The organism is Arachidicoccus rhizosphaerae, from assembly GCF_900107765.1.
GTDB classification, from domain to species: domain Bacteria; phylum Bacteroidota; class Bacteroidia; order Chitinophagales; family Chitinophagaceae; genus Arachidicoccus; species Arachidicoccus rhizosphaerae.
The window spans coordinates 17411-43667 of the sequence record NZ_FNQY01000001.1; the positions used below are offsets into that span (position 1 = coordinate 17411).

13 protein-coding genes are annotated in these 26257 nt (G+C 45.1%); 2 read left to right on the forward strand and 11 right to left on the reverse strand.

The window, feature by feature from the left end:
• The 7 genes from BLU80_RS00050 to BLU80_RS00080 form a co-directional block, all read right to left on the reverse strand.
• Positions 1-1431 (reverse strand): family 43 glycosylhydrolase, encoded by a 1431-nt coding sequence (locus BLU80_RS00050; protein WP_244518678.1) that lies wholly within the window; start codon positions 1429-1431, stop codon positions 1-3.
• A gap of 137 nt (positions 1432-1568) precedes the next feature.
• On the reverse strand, positions 1569-3176 hold the full coding sequence (locus BLU80_RS00055) for a RagB/SusD family nutrient uptake outer membrane protein (RefSeq protein ID WP_091391885.1): 1608 nt from the start codon (positions 3174-3176) through the stop codon (positions 1569-1571).
• Between the two features lie 22 nt (positions 3177-3198).
• A complete protein-coding gene (locus BLU80_RS00060; protein ID WP_091391888.1) occupies positions 3199-6297 on the reverse strand; it encodes a SusC/RagA family TonB-linked outer membrane protein in 3099 nt (1032 codons plus the stop codon).
• 523 nt (positions 6298-6820) lie between these two features.
• Positions 6821-9757: a beta-galactosidase GalB gene (galB, locus tag BLU80_RS00065; RefSeq protein WP_244518623.1), complete on the reverse strand. Its 2937-nt coding sequence runs from the start codon at positions 9755-9757 to the stop codon at positions 6821-6823.
• Between the two features lie 168 nt (positions 9758-9925).
• A complete protein-coding gene (xylE, locus tag BLU80_RS00070; protein WP_091391892.1) occupies positions 9926-11584 on the reverse strand; it encodes a D-xylose transporter XylE in 1659 nt (552 codons plus the stop codon).
• A 61-nt stretch (positions 11585-11645) separates the two neighbouring features.
• On the reverse strand, positions 11646-12974 hold the full coding sequence (xylA, locus tag BLU80_RS00075) for a xylose isomerase (RefSeq protein WP_091391895.1): 1329 nt from the start codon (positions 12972-12974) through the stop codon (positions 11646-11648).
• A gap of 17 nt (positions 12975-12991) precedes the next feature.
• A complete protein-coding gene (locus tag BLU80_RS00080) occupies positions 12992-14500 on the reverse strand; it encodes a xylulokinase (RefSeq protein ID WP_091391897.1) in 1509 nt (502 codons plus the stop codon).
• 161 nt (positions 14501-14661) lie between these two features.
• On the opposite strand from BLU80_RS00080, the gene BLU80_RS00085 reads away from it, so the two are divergent.
• Positions 14662-15699, forward strand: coding sequence for a LacI family DNA-binding transcriptional regulator (locus BLU80_RS00085; protein ID WP_091391900.1), 1038 nt, complete (start codon positions 14662-14664; stop codon positions 15697-15699).
• A 421-nt stretch (positions 15700-16120) separates the two neighbouring features.
• Complete coding sequence (locus BLU80_RS00090) at positions 16121-17530, forward strand: ATP-binding protein (RefSeq protein ID WP_091391903.1); 1410 nt, start codon at positions 16121-16123, stop codon at positions 17528-17530.
• 3 nt (positions 17531-17533) lie between these two features.
• On the opposite strand, the gene BLU80_RS00095 is transcribed toward BLU80_RS00090, so the two are convergent.
• The 4 genes from BLU80_RS00095 to BLU80_RS00110 form a co-directional block, all read right to left on the reverse strand.
• Positions 17534-19498, reverse strand: a complete 1965-nt coding sequence (locus tag BLU80_RS00095; protein WP_091391906.1) for a sialate O-acetylesterase — start codon at positions 19496-19498, stop codon at positions 17534-17536.
• Positions 19499-19565: 67 nt separating this feature from the next.
• A complete protein-coding gene (locus tag BLU80_RS00100) occupies positions 19566-22553 on the reverse strand; it encodes a glycosyl hydrolase 115 family protein (RefSeq protein ID WP_170831085.1) in 2988 nt (995 codons plus the stop codon).
• 142 nt (positions 22554-22695) lie between these two features.
• Positions 22696-23856 carry an endo-1,4-beta-xylanase gene (locus BLU80_RS00105; RefSeq protein WP_244518626.1) on the reverse strand — a complete coding sequence of 387 codons (1161 nt, stop codon included), beginning with the start codon at positions 23854-23856 and terminating at the stop codon, positions 22696-22698.
• Between the two features lie 40 nt (positions 23857-23896).
• On the reverse strand, positions 23897-26083 hold the full coding sequence (locus tag BLU80_RS00110; RefSeq protein WP_211481695.1) for a glycoside hydrolase family 3 C-terminal domain-containing protein: 2187 nt from the start codon (positions 26081-26083) through the stop codon (positions 23897-23899).
• Positions 26084-26257 lie beyond the last annotated feature (174 nt).

Below are 26257 nucleotides of genomic sequence, written 5' to 3' on the forward strand. Positions count from 1 at the left end.
TTATTGAAATAATATCCAGTCAATCTCTACATTCCCTGGTGAATCACTGCCATTTGATAGAATTAAATCACATAAGCCAAAAGCATTGTCCGAGATTATTGCATTAATGACAACAAAATCATCAGATTTCTTATACTGAATATTTGCAAGCGTTTTGATATTTACATTTTCACCATTTTTAGAAATTGCTTTTAGCAATAATAGCCCCTCCTGATCTGCCTTAAGGCGCAATTGAACTATTTTGTTCTTTTTTAGACCAAAATCAACGCTGTTATATCTCACCCATGATCCGGGAGTGCTAAGCTTTAGCGACCATCCTTTAAAATGATGATTAGTATCCAAAAAATAAATACCAGCCCCAGAATCACTTATACTGCTGTATCTGTCTACCTGAATAGTATCGGTTACATTTGATATCCCAACACCACGCAAAGTTGGTTTTACTTCCCTTATAGTTCCATCAGCGTTAAAAAATAAGGAATCAATTCTAGCAGACCGCGCTTTGTCAAACCTAGGAGAATAATCATTTGAATGATAAAAAAGATACCATTGACCCTTAAATTTCACAATGGACTGATGGTTTGTCCAACAATTATCAGATGCTTCCATTATCACACCCATTGGTTGAAATGGTCCTAAAGGTTTATCACTGACAGCATACTCCAACCTTTCTGTTTTATCCTCCACGTGGGGATAGGTTAAATAGTATTTTCCTTTGTTCTTGAACAAAAAAGGACCTTCTTTCAACCCTTTCGCCGGTAAATGTTCTAAAATTTTAACTTTTGAATCCAGATCAAGCATATTCCTTTTAAGCTTGGCTCCCATTATGTCCCCTTCTGCCCAGAATAAATAGGCCTGCCCGTCATCATCAATAAATACATTAGGATCGATGCCTTTAACTCCCGCAATGGGCTCAGACATCACTTTAAATGGACCGCCTGGTCGTTCACCTAGGGCAACACCTATGGAAAATTTTGATTCACCGTCTGAACCTTTCATTTTCGTTGGAAAGTAAAAATAATATTTCCCATCTCTCTTTATGCAATCAGGCGCCCACATGCTATAAGAGGTCGTATCAGCCCATGGCACATCATTTTGACTCAATAACATTCCCCCATCTCTCCAATGTACTAAATCTGCTGAAGAAAATACATGGTAGTCCTCCATACAGAACCAACCTGGCTGTCCTTTTCCTTGTTCTGCCAATATATCATGAGAGGGATAAAGATAAATGCTGTCTCCAAATACCCTGGCGGTCGGGTCAGCTGTAAAATGATTATGAATAATTGGGTTTTGTGAATAGCTCTTTATTATGGCCCCTATTAATAGTATAACCAAAACACACCTGATTAAAACTGTAGCCCTTATTTTCATAATACATAAATATTTAGATAAAACTAATATGGTTCTAACATTGCCTCCAATAACCACTGGAAGCAACTTTCTATATTTAATCTTTTAATACAGTTTTAGAATTCTATCAGGTAGAAGAGGCCAGTTTCTTTCAATCCCCCTTATTTCTTAATTAAAAAGACCCTGGCCATCTACCCTATTCAATTATTCCCCTACTAATGGTTCATTGAATTACCTTCCAGATTTGGATTATTATCTAATTCAACCTGTGGGAATGGATAATACATCGCTCGTTCAGTCCAACCAATTTCTTTTAAAGGTTCTAACCATTTAGAATCTGCCATCCCCCAGCGAAGCAAATCAAAATAACGAACATATTCTCCGCAAAGTTCTACATACCTTTCATGTTCTATTATATTTTTAATACTGTTCATTTTAATACCATTAATGGTAATATTCTCCGCCAACAGACCATCTACATCGGGAATAGTTCCTTTTGAACTATGGTACCAAAGTTGTGACTGCTCTGTGGGCACAATGTCATTTGCTCTAGTACGCACCATATTTATATAGTTTTTTGCCTCTTCAGGTTTACCATTCTCATTCAGGCATTCCGCATACATCAATAGCACATCCGCATAACGCATAAGTCGATCATTAATACCGTCATCAAAATCAGCAACTTGGACGTCTGGACAATACTTTCTGGTACCATATAAATCCTTATTAGTTGCTAAGTGTGCCATCCAATAATCATAATCAGTAACTGTACCATCCACTTGCGTATATTTAGCACCGCCATCACACCATAGAGTCATGTATTTCCTTGGATCACCATTTTCAAACTCATTGTACGTTTTCTTATTTGGTGCCAGATTCCACCAAGCTCCTCCTGTCCCATCATACATTCCTATTTCCTGCCAGCGCCATGAATCAGACATATCGTCTCCCAACCATCCTGGGCCATTATGCATTTGGATTTCAAATACAGATTCTGCATTATTTTCGTGTTCTTCATCAAAATTATCTCGGAAATAAGGCATAAGACTGTATTCTTTGCTGTCGATAACCTTTTTTAATTCGACCTCTGCCTTATCAAATTCAGCTTTTTGGCCCAATTCAAGAATTGGACGGTACATGTACGCTTTTGCCAAATATGCCTGAGCAGCACCTTTGGTGGCCCTTCCAATATGTGCAGCATCCGCATTCATTACACTCTTCACTGGCAACAATTCAGCTGCCTTTTGAAAGTCACTGATAATCAACGCATATACTTCACCAGCCTTACTGTTAGTTGGATAATAGTCCTCATTAGAAAGGGTTGGATGATCTATTAAAGGGACTGTTTCTCCAAATAGCTCAACTACATGCATATAAAGTAACCCCCGCAGGAAATAAGCTTCTCCAAGGAGCCGATTCTTTTGATCATCTGATATTTCTCCTGTAAAATTGGTAATGGCCGATATGGCGGTATTTGCAGCAAAGATTCCATTCCACATGTCCTTCCATGACCCTGCGATCAAACCATCACTTGCGGGTGTATTATAGGTATCCTGATACATTGGCTCCCACTTAAAAGTGTGATTAAAATCATCCCCAGGAGCTAACAAATTATAATAAAAAGCTCTGGCATATCCACCTTGTACCTTGCCTATCAAAGCCTGATAAGCCGGAATAACAGATGCCTCCAATTCTGAAGCGGTCTTATAATAAGTCGATTTGGAAACTTCCTGTGGATTTATCAAATCTAGATTTGGTTTACATCCTGATAATGCACCAGCTACTAATACAAGTGCACCAATTATATATCGATTCTTTTTCATTTCAATCTATTTAATTTTTAAACTAAAAAGTTAATTGCGCTCCAAAGAACAATTCTTTATTATTAGGGAAAGTCAATCCCCATGGGGTTAACTCATCTATACCTCTATAGAGGTTATAACTTGTATTATCCGCACCAACTTCTGGATCATAACCTGTGTACTTCGTAAATGTCAGCAGGTTTTTACCTCCAATATAGAATCTCAAGCTATTGATTTTCAATTTTTTTGTAACCTTTTCTGGCAACTGATACCCAATGGTCAGCGATTTAAGTCGCAAATATGAACCGTCTTCGATAAATCGATCAGAAGCACGAAGATTATGATTTGGATCACCCAAAATAGCTCTTGGAATATTAGTGTTTACATTCTTTGGATAAATTGTTGTCACCCCCGAAACAGGATTCACAAAAGTGATCTCTTCTGCACGGTATCTATTGAGAACGGTAGCATAGTCATTATAATAATGGTACATACCTTCACCCCAATATTTACCATTATTGTAGATCTCATTGCCTTGGGTTCCTTGCCACATTGTGGACAGATCAAAAGACCCGAAATTAGTATTATAGGAAAGGCTTAAATTAAACCCATAACTAAAATCAGGTATAGGACTTCCAATAAAGGCTTTGTCTTCTTCATTCAATACGCCATCTTTATTTAGATCCTTAAAACGAACGTCCCCTAAAGCAGCATTTGGCGCAAATGCCTTATCTGCAGTCAGCTGATCGTCTGATTTATATAGGCCATCCGTAACATATCCCCAAAACTCTCCAATGGATGATCCGACTGCTGTTCTTGTAACATTTTCGCCACCAGGGCTTACTGTTCCAGCAAGGATCTCATTATTGTTTCCCAATGCTAAAACTTTATTCTTCACTGTTGAAAGGTTAGCTGATACAGAATAATTAAGATTGCCTACTGAATTTTTATAAGTCACTAAAAATTCAAACCCTTTGTTCCTTATGCTGCCTGAATTTAACGTGGGGAATTTATCAAGATAACCAGCAGTATAAGATATGGGGACATTTACCAACATATCTTCAGTTTTCTTATTATAATAATCAATAGTCATTTCTAGGCTGTTATTGAACATAGACAAATCAAGGCCTAAATCTGTGGAATATTGAGATTCCCATTTGACATCCGGATTAGAAGGGTTTGTCGGTAAGGCTCCTGTAACCTTTACGCCATTAAGATAATACCAAACATGATCAAACGTTACAGTATTTTGGTATTGATACTGTGGAATATCGGAGTTACCCAAAACACCGTAGCTTCCACGTATCTTCATGTCATTTATAAATGAAAGTTTTTTCATGAACTTTTCTTGTCCAATTCTCCAACCCGCAGAAACGGATGGGAAATTTCCATATCGGTTGTTTTCACTAAAATTGCCAGAACCGTCCCTTCTGAAGTTTAAAGTAAGCAAATACCTACTATCGTAATTATAGTTAATTCTGCCCAGCATGGAGTACATCGCAAACTGACTTATTGAGGACCCCACAACCTTTGAACTAGCATCCTGTGTTAGACCCAGAATCAACAAATCCGAACTCGGCAATGCCCTAACGCCTCCATTTAGCCCTTTTGAATTTGATTCTTCTGAGGTAATACCCGCTACAGCACTGATATCATGCTTTCCATAACGATGATCATAGGAAAGCGTATGTTCATATAAAACTCGATTACTCTGACTCATTGAAATATTTAACTCATCCGGATCATGATTTTGGTATTGCCCGACTGAATACGCAGATATATAGCCTTGGTTTCTGCCTCTGTAAACATCTACGCCCAGATTAAATTTATATTTCAACCCAGGAATAAATTCATAGGTTAGCCATACATTACCATTAACACCAAAATCTTCGGATTCATTAGCATTCAAATAGGCATTCGCCAAAGCACTTGCGACATCTGTACCATTTCCAGCACCTGCAAAACCTGTTGGATTACTGGAATCATACAATGGCAAAGTAGAGGACCATTTTTGTGCGTCAATTAAATTCTTATTACTCCAGTTTCTTGAATTATAACTGATCTTAAAATTTTCGCCGACTTGTAAATTTCCAAGGGTGAAATCGGAAAGAAACTGTAAACTATAATCCTTCGATTTGTCTTTGATGATTATTGGATTATCATTTCCAAAGGTTCCGTTTAACCTGAAATGAGCCATTTGTGAACCACCGCTGATAGATAACGCATGGTGCTGATAACTTCCAGTACGCAATAAAGCATCTTGCATGTTATAACCTTCACCAATTTCGGGTGGATTTGAGAGGGCTTTCAAATAATCCGTTCTCGTCGGATCCTGATTATACATTTCCTCATTGATCAACTCGGCCAACTGTTGACCATTTAACATCTTTATATTGTGTGAAATTTTCTTAACGCCCGCATAACCATTGTATTCAATTCTAGTAGGTCCGGATACACCTTTTTTTGTTGTAATAAGTACGACTCCATTCGCGCCTCTTGACCCATAAATGGCACAAGATGCGGCATCCTTTAGAATTTGTATACTGGCAATATTATTTTCATCAGGCATTGCTCCTCCTATCATTCCGTCTACTACAAACAGTGGATCCGTATTATTAATAGATCCTACACCTCTGATACGGATCCGGCCATCATTTATCTGTACGCCTGGTGCATCACTTTGTAATACAGCTGAAAACCCTCCAGGAACCTTTGTCATCTTTTTGGGGTCAACGGTAGTAATTGCAGATGTCAGGTCTACTTTTTTTTGTTTTCCATAACCGATCACAACCACCTGTTCCATTGTATTGGTCTCTGTTGGAACTAATTTAACAGAAAGGTCCTTACTATTATTCACTGCAACTTCCTGGCTGACAAATCCCAATGAATTTATGCCCAAGGTGTCCCCTTTATGCACTAACAAAGAGAATTTCCCATTTTCATCCGACACAACACCATGGTTTGTCCCTTTAACTAAAACAGAGACACCTGGTACTGTTATATCGCTTTCATTATATATAGTTCCAGATATTTTAAAAGGTTGATCCTGCGAATAGACGGGATTTCTTAATAATCCCAATTGGAGAACAATCAGCATCACAACAAAGCTTATTCCCCTAAAGCTTCTTAAATAATTCATCATTTGATTTTGTTTTTAATACCCTTTAATAATTTGAAAATCATTTAACCCTGTAAAATCATTTTTTGTGATAAGTTCTAAGATGTGTTCTTTTCAAAAGGTTCCATTGTGATGTAATTTTATAGTTTATAATGAGGGGATTTTCTGTTAAAACACAATGTAAATTGTAAATTATACAATTTAACCGTAAACAAATGTAATGTTAATTAATTAAAATTGCATTCGATTGCACAATTTTTTTTGAAAAAATTTTTATCTTTATTTAAGAAATCGATTTCATAATTGTCGATAAGACACAATTATTATTAATAGACTAAATTAAACATTAACAGGCTTAGCAATCAAAATGTGTTAATTACAATTTATATACTTAATTCATATGTTACACAAAAATTGCCAGAAAATGAAGTAATATCTCAACAGCCGAAGAATTTATTATAATTCCTCGCGTAATAGAAACCCCTTTAGAATACTTTTATAAATAAAAGTATTCTAAAGGGGTTATACGGTGTATGGAATTAAATAATTACTGATTTATATAAATCGGAAGCCGGGCACTTTTAAGCCCCTCACATTCAGCATCGATATAAATAATCGCTCTTTCTACTTTATATGAATCTCTATCATTCGCTAATTTATTTTCTTTATTTGTGGATGATGGTCCGACAATACAAAGCGCCTTGCCACTAAAAGCTTTCCGGTTATCGGAGGCGAAGCAGTGAAGGTCAGCCGGATCGCCGTTATCCGTCGCCCATATCTTGACCTGGCGTGCATTTGCATCAGTGTCTGCCTCCACTGCCCGAATGGTAAAGTGAATACTATTTTGCGCATCCGGCACCAGGTTTCCTTTATCATCGATGACTTCTGCCTTGATAAAAGCCAGGGATCTTTCTGCCAGATGAATCGTATCGGTATTTGCTGTAAGCCGGATGGCCGCCGGAGCGCCTGCCGTATTTAATGACTCGGTGGCCCATAATTTTCCATTTTTATAGGTGACCACTTTAATATTCCCCGGCTCATATACAGCACTGTCCCATCTGAACCTGTAGGTATAAGGCGTTTTATATCGTTTACCCTGGGATATACCGTTTATAAACAGTTCAGCTTCATCCCCTGAACTAAATACATGGACAGGCGTGACTATTCCTTCTCTTCCGGGCAGGGTCCAGCTGGGCAGTATATGTGCCATGGGATAATCAGGACGCCATCTGGCCTGGTATAAATAATAACGGTCCTTTTTAAATCCGGCCAGATCAATGATGCCTGAATAGGATCCTTTTGCCGCGTAATACGGCGTGGGTTCTCCCAGGTAATCAAAACCCGACCAGACAAATTCACCGGCTACAAAAGGATGCTGATCCTGAGCGGCAAAGACTTTATCGGGAGAAGCCCCAAAGGCCGCCGTATACAACCCGTAATCACTCACCCATAAATTCCTGGGATCTCCGCCTGAAGTGTCACTGGCGGGTGCACTGTTATATTTTGTTACCGGGAATACATAGGTGCCTCTCGTGCTTAAGGTGGAGGCAGATTCACTGCTGATGATCATCTTATCCGCAAACTGGTGATGAAAGCTGTCATATAAGGGTGAGGTATGAATACCCTGCAGCCCTGCATAGGCAGGCGCATCTCTGATACCCTCTCCCTGATAATTTAGATTCAGCACATCCATGACCCGGCCAAAAGGCATGAGCGGTCTGGCATAGTTCATCGAGGCGGAAGCAGGTCTTGTCGGATCTTCTTCATGGACAATATCATGAAGCCTTTTAGCCAGCGCCGCTCCGGCGCTGTCCGTATACTGTTCCCCTACCTCATTGCCAAAACTCCACTGCATAATGGACGGATGATTGCGGTCTCTGCGCACAAAGGATCTAAGGAGGGCTTCATACCAGTCGTCAAAAATCAGATGAAAATCCAGTGGGTTCTTCCCTTTTTGCCAACAGTCATTGATCTCATCGATAACCAGCAGTCCCATGCTATCTGTAAGGTCCAGCAGCTGCGGATCGGGAGGATTATGAGAGAACCGGATGGCGTTGCAGCCCATTTCCTTTAAGATCTCCAGTTGCCTGAGTGCGGCTGACCGGTTAAAAGCTGCGCCAAGCGCTCCGAGATCATGATGTTGATTTACCCCCTGAATCCTTACTTTATGGCCGTTAACAATAAGCCCTCTGTTTGCGTCATATTGAATATCCCGGATGCCGAACTTTGTCTGGTATTCATCGAGCAGCTGCCCCTTCTGATTATATACAAGGGAGCGTATCTCGTAGCGGCTGGCCTGATACCGGTTGATATCTTTTGTAAAACCGACCGGCTGCCAGAGCCTGGGGTTATTCAGCTGAGCGGTCGCCAGGGCGGTCGCCGCCTTGCCCTTTGCCAGCCGGAGCTCCACAGGCGTAAATCCGGCCAGAGGCTCGCCTGTTACGTTGCCTTTTTCATCCAGGGCGTAAACAGAGGAGACAACACGCAGGTCCGCCGTATTGCCGGACTGGTTATTTAGCTTCACTTCCAGACGGACCAGGGCTTTGTTAGCGGAGACCTCCTGAGTGGTAACATATGTTCCGTACTGATCGATATGGACCGGGTTTACTTTTACCAGCCAGACATTTCTGTAAATACCGGCGCCGGGATACCACCTGGAACTACTTGCCGGATTATCGAGCCGGATCGCCAGCTGATTCATGCCGCCCGGATGTACAAAAGCAGTCAGATCTAATCTGAATGAGCTGTATCCGTAAGGCCAGCCACCTACCAGATGCCCGTTAAGCCACACTTCGGCGTAACTCATGGCGCCATCCATGTCTAAAAAAATACGTTTGCCTTTATCCGCAGCGGGAATGTTCAGCTTTTTTCTGTACCAGGCCACGCCCTGTACCGGCAGCCGGCCCATGCCGCCGCCTACCGGCACCGGATCTCCCTTATAAAATTCCTTGTCTATGGCCCAGTCATGAGGCAGATTCACCTTTTGCCAATGGCCGTCATTAAAATCTGCCTGCACGAAAGCAAAGTCCTGACCGGGACTTTTACCCACCGGGTGGGGGTACCAATCAGCAGTATCTTTAATAAATTTGTTGGCCGTAGGAAGTATCCAGGATTTAACCCCGCCAACGCCGCCGGTTTTTCCGGTAATATCTGCTCTTGTATCGGCTACTTTCTGATCATTATGATCGGTTACCTGAGGACGCTTATCATAATAAAGGGAATCCGGCTCCTGATCCTGCCCCAAACTGTCCTGACCGGGATAGCGCATGAAACGCCAGCCCTGATCGATTAATATTCTTTGTCTGGGGCTTTGACCCGGATCATTTTGTGCGTGCGCCGCTGCCGATAAAAGGCAGAGTAATAAAGCACAGACCATCCGTCTAAAAAAAAGCGGTGGATAAAAGTTGCTTTTAACATCAGTATCCATTGCAGTCTGCATAACCTGGCGCGCTATATGGATGGATGGACATTTTGGGGTTATCATACGTCAAAGTCTCCTAATTAAAATATGTGGTCAAAAAAAGGCTTGCAGGCCGGCTATACCCAACTGTTCTGACAGTTCGTTTAACCTGGCCGCAAGCCTTTATAAGTAAGTATGGATAGATTTTATCCGGATGGACTTATCCGGATGCGGATAAGTCCGTTCAGTACCTTAATGTTTCTTTTTCCAGAACAGTTCAATTTCTTCCAGACTGCGTCCTTTGGTTTCCGGAACCAGTCGCCAGATAAAGATGGCGGATAAAACAGACATGATGCCATATACCCAATAGGCAAAGCCATGGTGAAATTTATCTACTAAGGCGATATTATCGTTCATCATGGGGAAGGTAAAGGACACCACCCAGTTAGCAATCCACTGTACTGCTACTGCTATAGACATCGCTCCTCTGATTGAATTAGGGAATATCTCTGCCAGCAGTACCCAGCATACCGGACCCCAGCTCATGGCAAAGGCGGCGGTATAGATCAGCATAAAAATCAAGGCCCCCACGCCCACGCTGTCAAAATAAAAAGAAAGCCCCAGGGCAATCATACTGACAGCCATGCCCAAGGATCCGATAATCATCAGCGGCTTACGCCCGAATTTATCCACCGTGAATATGGCCAGTACCGTAAACAGCAGATTGACGATCCCTACGATAATGGTTTGAAGTAAAGAAGCGTCGGTGGAAGCGCCCATATTTCTGAAGATATTACCCGCATAGTAAAGCACCACGTTAATGCCCACAAACTGCTGGAATACGGATAGCAGGATACCGATTACAATAATCAGCGATCCGTAAGAAAGCCAGGGACGGCTATGATCTTTTAAAGTTCCCTTTATCGCTTCCAGCACACCCGGCGCCTCTGACTTACCGCCAATTTTTTCCAGGACTTTTAAAGCCTCTTGCTCTTTGCCTTTTAATGCCAGAAAACGCGGTGTTTCCGGGATAAAAAACAGCAGGATAAAAAACAGGCCGGCAGGCACGACTCCGGACAAAAACATCCAACGCCAGCCGATTTCCTTCAGCCAGGCTTCATCTCCCTGGGCAGCGATCCTGTAATTGACAAAATAAATCACCAGCATACCGAAGATAATGGCAAACTGGTTAAAAGAAACCAGTTTACCTCTGGTCCTAGCCGGGGCAATCTCTGCGATATACATCGGAGAAATCATGGAAGCCAGTCCCACGCCGATTCCTCCGATAATTCTGTATATCACAAAAGAGAATACATCCAGGGTGCCAAAGACATTGAACAACTCAGGCCTCCAGGCACCGATAGCCGAGAGGATAAAACAAATGGCCGATATAAACAGGCCGTTTTTCCGTCCCAGACTTTTGGATACCACGCCTGCTAAAGCGCCGCCTACAATACATCCCACCAGCGCACTGGCAATCACAAAACCTTTAATCGTGTCTCCCATTCCCTGGACAGCGACGCTGTCCGCAGGTACCGCTTCCCCGATAAAAGACCAGCTCCAGACCCCCCAAAGGATTAAAACAATGGCAGTAAACAGTCCGCCTTTTTTACGGCCCAGCAGTTTAAGCATCTGGAAGGAGATGATAACGGCTACCACCAAAAGGACCACCACCATCAGTATCCGGTACTGCGTAATGATGGGACGAGTCAGCGTCTGGTAATGAGCAGGATCCAGCATGGGTGTAATATAAAAATCCACCAGGGATTTTTCTGCCCCGTTCACCACTGCGGTATCATACCCGAATAAGAGCCCCCCAAAAGTGGCTACCAGGGTTAAAAGCACTAAGTATAACTTGTTGCCCTGTTGTAATCCTGTATCGGCGGATCCGCCGGTATTTATAAAAGCCATATGTGATGGTTTTAGCGTTTGGTTGTAGGATGATTAAAGCGAAGCTTTTAGCAATCCCGGATTAGATATATTGATTAATGATGTTCTCGTATAATTCCTGTTTGCCGCTGATCATGGCCGGTTCACCATTGGCTACCGCATAATCTCGCAGGGCCACCAGATCCAGTTTGCCTGCTTCAAAATCCGCGCCCGCACCACTGTCAAAGGACTGATAGCGCTGCTGACGAAGTTTTTTGTAATCAGACTGCTGTAAAACTGCGTCGGCCACAATAAGCGCTCTGGCAAAAGTGTCCATGCCACCGATATGCGCATAGAACAGATCCTCGGGATCCGTAGAGTTTCTTCTGATTTTTGCGTCAAAGTTGATTCCGCCTTTATTAAGACCACCGGCTTCCAGTAAGATCAGCATGGTTTCTGCCAGCTCATTGACACTGGTCGGGAACTGATCGGTATCCCAGCCGTTTTGATAATCTCCTCTGTTGGCGTCCATGGAACCTAATAATCCCGCCTGTGCGGCCACCTGCACTTCATGCTGGAACGTATGGCCGGCAAGTGTGGCATGGTTCACTTCCAGATTCAGCTTAAAGTCATTTTGCAGACCAAAATGCTCTAAGAAGCCAATAACGGTGGCTGCGTCATAATCATATTGATGTTTGGTAGGTTCACAGGGTTTTGGTTCGATTAAGAAAGTGCCGGTGAAGCCCTGGGCTCTGCCGTAGTCCTTAGCGACATGCAGGAACTTCGCCAGATGTTCCTGTTCTCTTTTCATATCGGTATTTAAAAGACTCATGTACCCTTCTCTGCCGCCCCAGAATACATAGTTGGAACCGCCCAGCTTAATGGTAGCGTCCAAGGCCGCTTTCACCTGTGCAGCGCCGTGCGTCAGCACGTGAAAATCAGGATTGGTCGCTGCCCCGTTCATGTAACGTACATGAGAGAACAGATTAGCCGTACCCCAGAGCAGTTCAATGCCGCTGGCAGCCTGTTTTTGTTTGGCATAGTCCGTAATGAAACTCATGCGTTTCTCATTTTCCTGAATATCATTCGTATGTTCAATCAGGTCCACATCGTGAAAACAGTAAAACGGCAGGTTGATCTTTGTCATAAATTCAAAGGCCGCGTCCATTTTATCCTTAGCCCGCTGCAAGGGGTCTGCGCTCTGATCCCATGGGAAAAAATGGGTTCTGCCGCCAAAAGGATCGGAACCGTCTCCGTTAAAAGAGTGCCAGTAAGCACAGGCAAAACGTAACCAGTCTTTCATGGGTTTGCCTGCTACCACTCTGTCTGCTTCATACCATCTGAATGCCAGTGGATTTTTTGATTCGCGGCCTTCGAACTGAACCTGGCCGATACCTTTAAAGAACGCTTTGTCCCCGGTAATAATTGACATATCTACTTTGATTTTTTTTATGAATGAATAATGTTGTTTTTTTCAAGTTTGTTGTCCAGCAGGCTCTTCCACTGTTGATAAATGGTTTCATATTGAGCCACTAATGCCGGATCGGGTTCTATTACGGCCAGTTTTTCCAACGCCTCAAAGGCAGTGGCCGGTTTGTCATAATACCCCTGTCCGATACCGGCGCCCAGTGCGGCGCCGATGCTGCCATCCGTATTATAGAGTTCAAGGGTAAGTCCTGTTACATTTACAAAAGCCTGGATAAAGGTCTGGTTTAAGAACATATTGGCTTTGCCGGCCTTTACCACCCGGGCCTGGGTACCCCCTTCTTTCATGATATCCAGTCCATACCTGAAAGAAAAAGCAATCCCTTCATGTACTGCCCTGTATAAATGAGCGCGGTCATGGGTATTAAAATCAATATTTTCCAGATGGGCCCCCAGATAATGATTACATAATATTCTTTCTGCTCCGTTCCCGAAAGGCAAAAACAGTAACCCATCCGCTCCGACGGCTGTAGCCAGCGCCTTTTGGTCCATCTGCCCGTAGGAAAGGCCCGGATCCGTCATCTGTTTAATCCAACGGTTGCTGATACCGGTACCATTAATACATAATAATATACCCAGCCTGCGATGATCTTTTGCATGGTTAACATGAGCAAAAGTGTTTACGCGGCTCAGGGGATCAAAATAACGCTGGTCAGTGACCGCATAGATAACACCGCTGGTACCTGCCGTAGTCGCTATTTCTCCAGGTTCCAGCACCCCCAGCGATAATGCATTATTAGGCTGATCGCCGGCCTTATAGGTAATCGGGATGCCCGGCTTTAAGCCCAGCGCTTCCCCGGTTGCCTCATTAAGCCTGCCGTGATCGGAGAAAACAGGTTGAACGGCCGGCAGTAAATCCCTGTCCAGTTCCATTGCTTCCAATAAGGCTTCTGATATATCTTCTTTTTTAAAATCCCAGAAAACACCTTCAGAAAGCATGGAAGGGCTGGCCGTAATCTTACCCGACAGCTTAAAGGCAATAAAATCGCCCGGCAGCATCATTTTATAACTCTGATGATAGATTTCCGGTTCATGTGCTTTAACCCAGCCTAATTTAGAGGCGGTAAAGTTTCCGGGAAAATTGAGCATATTAGTCAGTAAATAACTGTCACTCAGTTTTTTTCTTGCCTGACCGCCTACTTCTGTCGCTCTGCCGTCACACCAGATGATAGAGGGGCGCAGTACCTTGCCTGCTTTATCCACCAGGACCAGTCCGTGCATCTGATAAGTAATCCCGATGGCCGCAATGGATAAGGGATCAAACCCGCCCCCGTCGATTACCGCTTTAATCCCATTTTGAACATCACTCCACCAGAGCTCCGGATCCTGTTCCGCCCACCCGTGGCGCGGCGACTGGATCTCACGTTCTGTATCAGAAGGATAGGAAGTGGCAGCTACCACCTTTCGGGTATCGGCATCTACCACGGAGACTTTTATAGAAGAAGTCCCTAAATCAATTCCCAGTAAAAGCATACACTATATTAGATGATTAAAAAATAACTTCCCCAGCAAACCACTCCTGTCAACTTTCTTCATTTTTGGGAAGTTGTCACAGCTAAAGTAGTATTATTTTTTTATAAATTGCAATCGATTGCAATTTTTTTTTAAAATTTTCCGATAAATTTGTAAGAACTATGCAAAAAGAAATAACCATTTATGATATCGCAGAGCGCCTGGGCGTCTCTGCTACCACTGTCAGCAGGGCTTTAAATGACAATCCCAGAATAAATAAAAAGACCAGAGAAAAGGTCCACCAGCTTGCCAAAGAACTGGGCTATCGACATAACACCTTGGCTGCCAACTTAAGAAAGCAACAAACAAAGACCATAGGTGTTATCCTGCACGAGGTCAACAGTTATTTTGCCACCTCCGTCCTTGCTGGTATTGAAAAAGTGACCACCCCGGAAAATTTCGATATTCTGATTACCCACTCTGCAGAAACCGCTGAGCGGGAAAAAGCGAATGTGAAGAATCTGATTAATAAAAGAGTGGATGGCATTATTGTATCGCTGGCCATGCACTCTCACGACATCGAGCATTTTGCCCCCGTGTTCGACCGGGAAGTTCCCCTGGTCTTCTTTGACCGTGTTTTACAGGGAGCGGAATGCACAAAAGTCGTCATCGATAATTTCCAGGGCGGTTATGACGCAACCAACCATTTAATCGGCCAGGGTTGTAAGAAAATTGCCCATATCACCGGAGATCTGGATCTGAACGTATATATGGATCGCTATAAAGGTTACCAGAAGGCCTTAAAGGACCATAAAATTAAATTAAATAAGGAGCTGGTCAAGGTCTGCGGCCTGAACAAGGCTGAAACGACCCAGGCCGTTACAGAAATGCTGGAACATCAGCCGGATGCTTTTTTTATCCCCAGCGACTTTGCCGCAGCGGTCTGTATGGAAATCCTGCATAATAAAGGGCTCAGGATCCCGGAAGATATTGCCGTTTTTGGCTTTAATAACGATATGCTGAGTGATCTGATAACGCCTAAGCTCTCTACCATTGATTATCCGGGGTTTTTAATGGGAGAAATGGCGGCCAAGACCTTAATTGAACAAATCAAATTACGTCGTAAGAATAAAAACGTTAAAGACCATACCATCGTGATTCCGACAGAAATTATCCTAAGAGAATCTTCTGTCAGAAAAACAGCAAAACCCAAACGGTGATAGAAAACATAGGGCAGGACTCAATCATACACAAAATCCGGGGTCGCCTGCAATAACGGCTGTCCCCTTTTTTCAAGTCGCATTACATGGATAAAAAAGATGGGTACCGGAAAGATCTTTAGGCAGCGATAACAGCATCATGGACCCAAAAGTGGAAACACAATTTTGATTTCTGAGATTTAAAGTTTGCCTGGAAATAATCAAATAAATAAAATGCTGCCATTTTATCAATATCAGTTCATGAGGTACCCGCCCATGATGTCAGCAGTAGTGATGCGTTTTTCCTGAATAACCGGAGGAGTGATTATTCATTAATAATAAATAAGAAAAATTGATCAATTTTTCTTATTTTTGATATAAATATAAAATAAGGCAACTAAATTTCACTTATTTTATATTTAAATATAAATTAAAGAATATCATGCCTTATTCAAACACTATTCCTACAGAAAAAATAATCCAGCGCTTACAATTTGAGAATCCCTGGTGGCAGACATCTGCAATCGATGAGCAGTTGCAAAGACTGCCTAAAAGATTATATTTCAAGCAGTTTATGCCAATAATTCAAAATATTGACCTAAAAAGGGCCATTGTTTTAATGGGTCCGCGCCGGGTTGGGAAGACGGTTTTAATGTATCAGGCAATCGGAGATTTGCTCAGCCAGGGAACACCCGCTAAAAATATTCTATTTGTTGGCATAGACAATCCTATTTACACCACCACTCGTCTGGACGATTTATTTCAATTGGCAAAGAAAGCCGGAGGCCTTCAAAACGGTCAGGTATATGTTTTTTTTGATGAGATACAATACCTTAAGGACTGGGAAAGGCATCTTAAAACGATGGTGGACAGTTATCCCCAGGTAAAATTTATCGTATCCGGTTCAGCTGCTGCTGCATTAAAAATTAAGAGTACCGAAAGCGGCGCTGGAAGGTTCACGGAATTTATGCTTCCCCCTCTAACCTTCCAGGAATTTTTAGCCCTTCGAAAAAAAGAAGATCTGATCAGTTTTCAAAATGGCCTGTTCAAAGTGACAAATTTTAAAGCCCTCAATCATCAATTTCTAGACTATATCAATTATGGAGGCTACCCGGAAGTTATTTTTTCCAGCTCCGTCAGGGAAAATATGGCTAAATATGTCAAAGGAGATATTATTGACAAAGTATTACTCAGAGATCTGCCCAGTTTATATGGCATTAAAGACGTCCAGGAGATGAACCGGTTTTTTGCCTATATAGCCTTCAACACGGGCAAGGAATTTTCCCTTGAAAGAATTGCCCAGGAAAGTGGCATTGAAAAAAATACAATCAAAAAATATATAGAATATCTCCAGGCGGCATTTTTGATTAAAGTCATTCATAAGGTGGATGAAAAGGCAGCCAGGTTTAAAAGAATCACCTACTTCAAAATATACCTGACCAATACCTCCATACGAAGTGCTCTACTGTCTCCGATAGATTATCTGGACGAAGAAATGGGCCTAATGGTAGAAACGGCGTTGTTCGCTCAATGGATGCATGAATCGACTCAGGATTTAAGGTATGCACGCTGGAAAATAGGTTCTTCGGAAGGCGAAGTAGACCTGGTCCGGCTGGATCCCCTTAGGCAGAAAGCCCGGTCCTGTCTGGAAATTAAATGGTCTAATCGGTATACAACCAGAGTAGTTGAACTAAAAAGCCTGCTTTATTTTTGTGAACTTAATAAAATAACTACGGCCACCGTCACTACGATTGACCAAGAACTCACGGTGCATTACAATAACTTGCAGCTTAACTTTATACCTGCAGCCCTTTATGCTTACCAGATTGGCTACCAGTCCCTGTCAAAATAAGATTTATTCTTTAACCGTTAGTTCAAAAGGTGCAGCCGGTAGTCCTGCCATATTTTCCAGGTTTGCCCTGAGCGGATTATCACTCCAGCCATAACGAACGGACCTGGGAACTTTTACCTGTGGGCTATGGACCCAAACCTGATCCCCTTTAATTTCAGCGTGGGCCCAGTAGTATTTTCCGTCAGCGCCGGCCAGGGCAAAATGATCCAGGCTGCTGTCCCCCGGTCTTATGCGCAGGGGCTGGGGCGATCTGAAGTGGATAACCACGCTATCTCCCAAAAGCTGTGCGTCCCTGGCCACCGGGCTATGATGAAGGGGTACGAAGCTAGCGCCGTTTAACCCGGCGCCGCTATAACACATATCTTTGGCCAGTAAAAACAGACGCTCCCCGACCGGCTTTTTATTATACGGATGTACATCATTCCACTCTCCAAGCCCGAGTGTAACGGCTACATCCGTACGGGGCTGGGAGAGAATACTTAGTTGCGCCTGACGTAAGGCCGCCCAGGCGCTGCTGGCCCCGGCGTCCCAACTCTCCGTCATAAAATTGGGTAGTTGCACGACTAAAAAAGGTAAACTTTCACTATGCCATCCGGCCCTGAGGGCAGCTAATAAATCCTTTAATTTAAGCGCATATTCCGGGGCATTATCGGTATTGGATTCGCCCTGATACCAGATAACGCCTTTCACCCCATAGCTGAAAGCGGGCGCCATCATGGCGTTATATAAACCGCCGGGCTTCCACCGGACAAAAGTCTGGCCGGGTGCAGGAGCCCGGGCGGCTCCTACCTTTATCTTCCAGCGTCCGGCAAGGCTTACCGTATCCTGATCCAGCACCAGCGCATAAGGTTTATCCGGCACAAGGCCCCCCTTATCCGCCTGACTTACCAGACGGATGGTCACCGTATTTATGCCCTCATGCAGCACATCTGCATTAAAATCATACCGTCTTCTGGGATACTGATAAGTCGTACTTCCGACATAAACGCCGTTTACAAACACAGAGTCCGCATCCACTATTCTGCCAAGCATGAGTCTGGCTTTTTTTGCGGTCAGGGGATGGCGGAGTAAAACAGATTTTTTCAGCCATACCACGCCGTTTACCTGACCCAGGCCCTGATCCGCCCAGTAGCCTGGCACACTCATGGAGAACCAGCCGTTCACTTCCGCACTATGAATATCCAGCCTTTGCCAGCCCTGATGCTCTCCTTTATCCTGACGGTTTAATCCGGCCGCCCACGCAGCCGCTTTTTTTTGATCACCCTGTTCAACCGCTGCAATCAGGCTGTCGTTTTTAAAACGCAGCAGTTCTGCTTCATCTTCAGGGTATTTTTTAAGGGCAGATTCAGGCAGCCAGGCCTCTATTGGTGAGCCGCCGAGAGAAATATTAATAATCCCCACCGGCTGATGGGTATCGTGGTAGAGCTGCTGGGCAAAGAAAAATCCTACCGCCGTAAATGCACCGATCTTTTCATGGGTGGCAGCGGTCCAGCTGCCTGCCGGATAATCCTTTTGCTCCTGCTTAAAATTATAAGTACCCGGCACCTTGAACTGCCTGATCGCCTCATAGGAGCTATCGGCTAATAAGGACGGATATTTTTCTACCACACTATTCAGATCATGCTCCATATTGGACTGGCCGCTCAAGACCCAGACCTGTCCTACCAGGATATCTCTTATGAGAATCTTTTGTTTGCCGGAAGCAATGAGCATCTGGTCCGGCCCGCCGGATGATAAAGCAGGTAAGCTGACCCGCCACCTGCCGTCTGCGCCCGCCCTGGCGTGATACTGCTTCCCCCTGAAACTTACATGCACCGTACTGCCTTTCTCTGCCCAGCCCCAGACAGGCACCGGTTGGCTGCTCTGCAAAACCATACCATCGCTACAGAGCCTGGGCAGTTTTAACTGGGCACCCGCCCAGAAGCCAGACATTAAAAACAGACAACTTCCTAGAATTTTTTTAAACATGAGCTGAATAAATAAAGATAGGTTCTGGAATACATTTTCTGCTGCCGCTGCAGCTACTCAATATCTTTTAAGGATGAAAATAAGACGCCGGCGCCCCGAGAAAACTAGGTCTTTCTTTGCCAAAGTTCAGTTCCATTTTCTCCAGCACCACGCCTGGAGAAATCGCCCATATTTTAAGCGTGTGCAGACCTGAACGGCTCAGATCCACCTTTTCGGTGATGATCCTGATGGTGGCGGCCACTTCTTTTCTCCAGGCCTGTTCTGACTGAACGCCCTGATTCATATTGATGGTAACCGGGCTGCCATCATCTATGGCGTAGGCAAACTCAAGGCCTTCCGTATGCCAGAGATTGAGCGTGGGCGCCAGATAAAACTTCAGGCTGGCCTTGCCTTTATCCGTCGTATAGAACCGGTAACTGATACTCGGGTTTTGCGGGCTGAAAGGCATGGGCGTAAAGTTGACCGGCATGGGCGTCACGGCGCCGGCCGTTTTCCCAAAACCGGGCAGCGCCGTCCAGCGCACACCCTGGCTGAATTTTACGGAGTCCCCCGTAAAACCAAGTGCGTCCATACTCACCAAATGATCCGATTCGATATAGGCCTTATGCGGCCAGTTACCGGCAGCTCCATCATGTAACTGCAGGACTATTTTTTTATAAGCACCCCCGCTACCCGAAATCTCCATAGAGGTCGTTCTCAGCTGGCCAGCTGAATGGTCGCCTCCCAGCTGATCCCAGTTGACCTGAAAGGAGATATCCACCCCTGCCTGCGCGAGGTCCAGCTGACTTTTTTTATTTTCTATTATGATCACCGCCGGATCAGCCGTTTTAATCTGATAGCTGACCGGAGTAGCGGACTTAGCAAATACGCTGATCTTCCCCGCCAGCTCTTTTTCTGCGGTCCATCTGTCCAGGTATAAAGTATCAGGTGCTGCAATGCCCAGCAGCGGTTTTTCTGGTAAGCTAATATTTTTTACTTCCGGCAGGCTGTTATGCTCCGGCTGTTGCCAGTATGTATAGCCAATATGTGTCTGATCCATAAAATGGTTCCACTTGCCACCCGCATTTACCTTATTATAACGATAACTCAGCAGGCTGTCCTGCAGATAATAAAACCTGACACTGTCTGCATATCTGCCGGTGGCGGATCTGCCCTGACGGGCATACAGGTGATTGAGCGCCTGGGCCCGGTACAGCTGGTATAAATTGGCGCTTGCCGCCACCTGATAGCCTACCAGTTCAAAATAAGCCGGCCTGTACGCTTCAGGCAGCGCCTGATAGACGGCCTCACTTCTTTTAGCAAGGCTGGTGTAATCCGTCACCACCCGGTTCCACTCCTCAAAGTGCTCCAGACTATAGGTATTTCTATCCAGCAGCTCCGGTTTTACCCGGGCATTGTATTTGGTAAATAAATGAATAATATCCGCGATCTCAGCCGGGTAGTGACCGCCGAACTGCCGGGCGGCCCAGCTTTTGGTATAGGCCGGCAGATCCTCATAGGATATCTTATCCGGGTTATAGGCATAATCCAGAAAAAAGGAAATAGGGAACTCCATGGGCTTTAAATCTCCGACGTTTACAATCCATATTTTATCCACTCCGTAACTGTATGCCAGATGCATCTGCTCCCAGGTTCGTTCAATCGTATTGGTATTAATCCATTTATAGTTTCTGGGGTCTCCCACATAATCAAAATGATAGTAGATACCATAGCCTCCCGGCCGGTACGGCGCGTCCAGCTTCGGCAGTTTTCTAAGATTGCCCCAGTTGTCATCACAGAGCAGCAGGGTAATATCATCCGGCACCCGCATGCCTTTGTCGTAGTACTCCTGTACCTCTTTATATAGCGCCCAGAGCTGCGGCGTCTCGCTGGCCGGTTTACCGGTCACCCTGGACAAAATGCTTCTTTGGTCCTTTATGATTTTTTCCAGTAAGGCGATATTGCTGCCTTCGGTCATCGGCATATCTCCATCACCCCGCATGCCGACCGTTACGATGCTCTCATGCGTACCCATATGCTCAATGCCTTTTTCCCAGAAATCATCCAGCACCTTTTGGTTGGTCTGATAGTTCCACTCGCCTTTGCCATATCTTTTCCACTCCTGTTGAGCGCGCAGCATCGGTTCATGATGGGAGGTCCCCATTACGATTCCATACTGATCTGCCAGCCGGGGATTGAGCGTATCATCGTCATTAAAAGCATTGCCCCACATGGCCGGCCACAGGTAATTGGCTTTCAGTCTGAGCAGCAGTTCAAATACTTTCGTATAGAACTGATGATTAAAGCCGCCAAACTTTTCATGGACCCAGCCGGAGAGCGCCGGTGCTTCATCATTTAAGAATATGCCCCGGTATTTTACTTTGGGAGAGGCCAGCACTGTTCTTTGGTTCAGGCAATAAATCTGATCCCGGTGCCGGGTCGGCACATCCCCCCAGTAATACCAGGCAGAGACCCCTATTTGTCTGGAGATCTCATAAATGCCGTAGATGGTGCCTCTTTTATCACTGCCGGCTATGACCAGCGCCCTTTTAACGCCGGGCACCGGATTATCCACCACCTGCATCAGCGTGGATTCCCACTTTCCGGCTACCTCATCCACCTGTATCTTTCCCTTTTGAATTAAAGCGTCAATAAGCGCATTATGACCTATCGTACCGGCCAGGATGGCCATGTCAAGGGGCTGCGTCGCAGTCGCACCGTCCGGTATTACCCTTGCCGCCGTTCCTGTCACCCGCTTAAAATCAGCCGAGAGATTACCGGCTGCAATGGCCACGCCTTTATAATCGTCACCTGAAATCAAAATAGTCGCCGCCCGGTCCCTGGCGGCCAGTAGATAAGACGCAGTATCCTGCTTCTGGTCTGCCTGCGTACCAGTTTTTAAAGCACTCGCCGCAGCGCCCGGTGCAAAACCGATTATCTGCGTCTGCGCCTGTAAAGGCGCCGCCGTCAAACAAAAACCGCCTGCAAAAATGATCATTACTGCCAGTAATTGCCCTGCAAGGCTGTCCCTAAGGACGCTGCCGGAAGTCCATAACCGCCTGAACGCTGCTCTCATAATAAACGTTTGACTTTACAATAATTTTAGAATAAATTATGCCACCGGTCCTGTTCCTACCGGACTGCATGCCCGGATGTGGAGCGCGGATGCGGACCCCGGGCCCGTAACAAGGCCGGAATACTATTAAAATTTCTCTTTTTTAGGGAGCGGTTGCCCCGGCCCCCTTAAAATCCGTTACCGCCTGATAGGCGGGTTTTCTCTTTAGCGCACTGTCAAATAATAAGGGATAGTTTTTACGGCCTTCTACCGGATAATAATTCAGCCAGGTATCCCTATCCGATACGTTCCAGAAAGTAACCCCTGAAATCACCCCTTTATAGTCCCTGAAGACTTTAAAAATCATTTTATAAAAAGCCGTCTGCCGGTCTTCCACCTGACCCTGGTAGCGGATCTGATCTTTGGGCAGGAGCGCTCTTTTATTTTTCTCCCATGGGAATACAGAAACGTCCAGTTCCGTAATCTGAATTTTCAGCCCCAGGCTTTTAAACAGATCCAGTGTGGAGCGCAGCTGCTGCTCTGTTGGCTGGTAGACCGACCAGTGCGCCTGGATACCGATGCCGGTAATAGGCACGCCTCTTTGCTTTAAGCCTTTGAGCAGGGTATAGATCCTTTTGGCTTTCTCCGGAAAAACGACATTATAGTCGTTATAATAAAGCTCCGCTTTGGGGTCCGCCCGGTGGGCATACCAGAAGGCACTGTCTATAAAGGAAGGTCCGATAATTTTAAGCCAGGGGCTTTTTCTGAGCAGCTCCGTGGAGTCATCGCTGATCGCTTCGTTGACAACGTCCCAGCAGTATACATCCTTCTTATAACGGCTAACCACGGTCCGGATATGATCCCTTAATCTGGAAAGCAGGACGCTTTTAGCGACCTCGCCGCCTCCGGCATCCTTAAAAAGCCAGTCCGGCGTCTGTTCATGCCAGCAGAGATTATGTCCTCTTACCTTTAAACCGTGCCTGCGGGCAAAGGCAACGATGCTATCCACAGGGGCAAAATTATACTGATCTGCTGCGGGGTGTACCGGCCCCATTTTCATGTCATTTTCCGGGGTAACGCTGTTATATTCCTTTAATATAAGTGCGGCCTCGGGGCCTTTAATATTACGGCTGTTAACGGCGACGCCGACCGGAAAATAATCCTTGTAATAATCCTTTAGTCCCGGCTGCGGCGCTGCCAGCCCGGAACCGGACAGCCCGCTGTCCTGACGCCCCTTACCGCTTTGAGCACTCCCGCCGCAGCTGGCAAGGCCAAGCACCAGGCTTATCCCCGTAGCCATTATAACCCTTGCTGATAGATGCATGTTTATGGATTGATTTCTTTTTTGTTACTGTTGACCGGCCTTAACGCACTTCAATATTTAAGACGGCCATCTCAGGCGCACCCAGCTGCCGGCTGCGCTCCAGGGGAGAGCTGCCGCCTACATATACTTTATAAGTGCCTTTGGGCAATACCCGTTTACCTGCCCCGTCATAGACCTCCAGATCCCTTGCTGTCAGACTAAAATCCAGCTTTTCATCGCCGCCTGCTGCCAGATGCACTCTTTTAAAACTTTTAAGCGCATATTTAGGCGTCTGATAAGACTGCTGCGGTACGGATACATATAACTGCACCACTTCGTCACCGGCCACCTTACTGCTATTTTTAAGATCCACGCTTACTTTAATCCGGTCCTGGTTATTTTTAAGGGTGCCATGATCGGCCTTGATCCCCTGATAGGAAAAATCCGCATAGCTTAATCCGAATCCAAAAGGGAACATCGGTGTTTTATCCATATACCGGTAGGTGCGGCCGGTCATGCTATAATCCTCATAGGCAGGCAGATCATCTAAAGACATCGGGAAAGTCACCGGCAGTTTGCCGGAAGGAGAGACTTTTCCAAAGATGATATCCGCCACTGCATTGCCGCCTTCTTCTCCCGGGTACCAGACCATCAAAAGGGCGTCAGAGAGGGAATCCACCTGCTTTAAATTCATGGGGCTGCCACCGGTTACAATCGTTACAATCTTACCTTTATATCCTTTTCTGAGCTTCTGTAAAAAATCCACCTGGTTTTGAGGAATGTTATAATCCAGACGGTCTCCAAAATGTTTGGAGGCGATGGCCTCCCCTTCTTCCCCTTCCAGGGTACCGTCTATGCCCAGGACCACAAAGATAGCCTCTGCCTGCTGCGCATCGGAGGTGGTCCAGTCAATCGGGTTATCATTGGGACGGTCCAGCAGGATGCCTTTTCTGTATTGCAGCTGACTGCCTTTGGCTATCTGACCGGCAATCCCTTCCAGGATGGTGCTCATCTGATTATTGACCCCGTAATAGTTACCCATCAGCGCTTCCATATTCGTCGCGTTGGGTCCGGTGATATAATATTTCTTAAGGTTATTTTTAAGCGGCAGGGCCTGGTCTTTGTTTTTTAATAAGACAACGGATTCAACGGCTGCCTGACGTGCCAGCTGACGGTGCTGATCGCTGTTCAGCTCATCCGGTCCGATTTTATCATAAGGGTTGCTGCCGGCAGGATCCAGTAAACCCAGTTTAATTCTTGTTCTGGTAACGGAGGCCAGGGCGCTGTCTACCTTAGCCTCTGAAGTCAGTCCTTGTTTAATCGCATCCACTAAGGCAAAATAAGTCGATCCGCAGTTCAGGTCCAGCCCTTTATTGATGGCCAGCGCCGCCGCCTCGGCAGCGGTTTTTACCAGTTTATGACCGGTATAAATATCCTCTACGGCGTCACAGTCAGAAACGATATGTCCCTTAAAGCCCCACCAGCCCCTAAGGACGGTATCTATTAAAAAATCGCTGGCGCTGCAGGCCTCCCCGTTGACGCGGTTATAAGCGGACATAAAGGATTCCACGCCCGCTCTGGCCAGCGCATGAAAGGCCGGAAAATAAGTCTGCTGCATATCCTGCAAACTGACCTTGGCGTCAAATTCATGACGCAGTTTTTCAGGGCCGCTGTGCACCGCATAATGTTTGGCACAGGCAGCTGCCAACAGATGGGTCGGATCACTGCCCTGCAGCCCTTCTACAAAGGCTACGCCCATCTGGGAGGTTAAATAAGGGTCCTCCCCATAGGTCTCCTGTCCCCGTCCCCATCTGGGATCTCTGAATATATTAATATTAGGGGTCCAGAAAGAAAGACCTCCGTAATGAATCTCATAGCCGTTTTTACGGTCAATATTAAACTGGGCACGCGCCTCCTTGCCGATGGCCCCGGAAATCTTTTTTAACAGGACGGGATCAAAGGTAGCGGCCTCACCAATCGCCTGAGGAAAAACGGTCGCCACACTGGAACGGCCCAGGCCGTGCAGCGCCTCATTCCACCAGTTATAAGCCGGTACACCCAGTCTTGGAATAGCCGGTGTACTGTTCATCAACTGATCCACTTTTTCCTTTAAGGTGAGTCTGGAAATAAAATCATTCACCCGCTCATTGACAGATTTGGTGGGATCCTTAAATACCTGAGCATTCGCAGCGCCTGCCATAATGACCATGGTGCATAGTGCGCTAAGTTTAACGGAGATTCGCTTCATGAGAGTTCTGTAATTTTAAGGGAAGGTAGTAAATAATTTGAAATTGCAATCGATTGTATTATATTTTATTAATCACAATATATCAGCGTAAACGTTTGTATACGCCTATAATCAACCCTTTACAGCGGTATTGATTTTTATCTGCCACCGGAATTATTTTTAAAAACGGGCGGT